2 protein-coding genes are annotated in these 2,361 nt (G+C 43.5%); one reads left to right on the top strand and one right to left on the bottom strand.

From position 1 onward, the window contains the following. Positions 1-149 precede the first annotated feature (149 nt). On the bottom strand, positions 150-1,001 hold the full coding sequence (locus tag PLE34_RS04770) for a bifunctional riboflavin kinase/FAD synthetase (protein WP_324554638.1): 852 nt from the start codon (positions 999-1,001) through the stop codon (positions 150-152). A gap of 189 nt (positions 1,002-1,190) precedes the next feature. Here PLE34_RS04770 and PLE34_RS04765 point away from each other — a divergent pair, with 189 nt between their 5' ends. Further along, complete coding sequence (locus tag PLE34_RS04765) at positions 1,191-2,360, top strand: AIR synthase-related protein (protein WP_324554637.1); 1,170 nt, start codon at positions 1,191-1,193, stop codon at positions 2,358-2,360. Position 2,361: the final 1 nt, after the last annotated feature.

Here is a 2,361-nt window from a genome sequence, read left to right as displayed (position 1 = left end):
TTCGCACATATTACACCTCACTATGCTTTTCTACATAGCAGACACGAAGCCACAAGGAGTTCTCCTTTGTAATGATTTTATGGCAAATCCAGCTTTAATAACCCTGCTTAGATGCGGGGCAGTATCGGCATTGTTTTTAGTACCTCTGTTTATCGGATTAACTTTTGAACTGCCATTTCTTTGTCCTGCGCCAGTTGGGCTTTCAATGCATCCAGCCCGCTAAATTTTTGCTCGGATCTTAAAAAATGTTTTACGTATACCCGTATGGCTGTATGATAAATATCGCGGTTAAAGTCAAAAATATTTACCTCAACCGCTAACCTGCTGCCGTCAACCGTGGGGCGAAAGCCAATATTCATCATCCCTTTAAAGCAGGCTTCCCCCGTTTTGATTTTCACCGCGTATACACCATTGCCCGGAATGAGCTTTTCATGGTTTTCTATAGCCAGGTTAGCTGTAGGGTAACCTATGGTACGTCCTAATTGATTGCCTTCAATTACTTTTCCTTCAAAAAAATAATTGTATCCAAGCAGGATATTTGCCGTTTCTATATCTCCCTCCAGCAACGCCTTCCGGATGCGGGTGGAGCTTACTGCCACTTCGTTCAGCACTTTTTCAGCAATTTCTTTCACCTCAAATCCCAATGTCTCCCCATATTGTTCCAGCATCAGGTAGTTGCCGGCACGATCCTTACCAAAGCGGTGGTCATAACCAATAATGATGGTATGCGGATGGATCCTTTTTACTAAAAAGTCGCTGATATACGCTTCAGCGCTCTGTTCTGCAAATGCTTCATCAAAGGGAATGACCACAAGGTGATCAATTCCTTCATTCGATAACAATTCAATTTTTTCTTCTAAGGTGTTTAAAAGCTGTACTTTATGGGTATGACTAACAATTTTTCGGGGATGCGGGTGAAAGGTAATGATAACCGTTTCCCCCCGTATTTTTTGAGCTTCCGCTTTGAGCTGGCCAAGGATATGTTTATGCCCGCTGTGCACGCCATCAAAAGTGCCAATGGTAACTACAGCATTATTAAAAACAGGAAGTTGCGTTATGTTATGATGTATTTGCAGGGTAAATGGTAATTTGGTAAAAGCTGCGGTATATGGTTTCCGGGTTGCAAAACTAATAGATAATTGATAATTGAACCGCGAATATTTACTTTTGCAGCGGTTTAAAAAAATATCATGAGCTTATATAATGAAAGAGGCGTTTCGGCGCAAAAAGAAGAAGTGCATGCCGCGGTAAGGAATTTAAACGCCGGGTTGTTTCCTAAAGCGTTTTGTAAAATGTATCCCGATTTCTTAGGTGGAGCGGAGGATTATGTAAACATCATGCATGCCGACGGAGCGGGAACCAAAAGCATACTCGCTTACCTGTACTGGAAGGAAACCGGTGATATTTCGGTGTGGAGGGGCATTGCGCAGGATGCTATTGTAATGAACCTTGATGATTTGCTTTGCGTAGGCGTTTATGATAACTTGGTATTCAATTCCACTATTGACCGCAATAAAAAACGAATTCCGGGAGAAGTGCTGGAGCAGGTGATTGGCGGATCACAGGAGTTTTTTGAGGAGATGGCTGCCTATGGTATACATATCCATTATTTGGGTGGTGAAACAGCCGATGTGGGTGATGTGGTGAGAACCATCGCGGTAAATGGCACCATGACTTCGCGTTGGCCAAAGAATAAGCTGATCACCAATGAAAAGATACAGGCAGGCGATGTAATTGTAGGACTGGCGGGCTATGGTACCTGTGCATATGAAAACGAATATAACAGCGGGTTGGGCAGCAACGGGCTTACCAGCGCCAGGCATGATGTGTTGAGTAAATATTACGCTGAAAAATATCCTGAAACCTTTGAGCCTTCACTGAGCGATAATGTAGTATATATTGGAGCGCATAAAATGACAGACAGGCTTAGCGTTGACGGCAATGAAATAGCTATCGGGAAACTATTGCTGTCGCCTACACGTACCTTCGCTCCTGTATTGAAAACCTTGCTGGAAGAAAATTTTGAAGCCATACACGGTTTAATACACTGCAGTGGCGGCGGACAAACCAAATGCCTGAAATATGTACCGGAAAAGGTAAGGATTGTAAAAGATAATCTTTTTACTCCTCCTGTTATTTTTAACATTATTCAAAAGGCGGGCAATGCGCCTGCGCGTGAAATGTACCAGGTGTTCAATATGGGCTGCCGGTTAGAAATATATACCCCTGAAAAAAATGCGGAGGCGGTAATACGGGCAGCAGGTCAGTATGGCGTGGAAGCCCGGGTTATTGGCAGGGTAGAGGCCTCGGAGCAACAGGAACTGGTTATACAAACACAGGCAGGTGAATTGAAGTTTTGAT

It is taken from the genome of Agriterribacter sp., from assembly GCF_035445465.1.
In the GTDB taxonomy this organism is placed as follows: Bacteria; Bacteroidota; Bacteroidia; order Chitinophagales; family Chitinophagaceae; genus Agriterribacter.
Note: the sequence above shows the minus strand (reverse complement) of the source record. Positions and strands in the feature narration are given on the sequence as shown.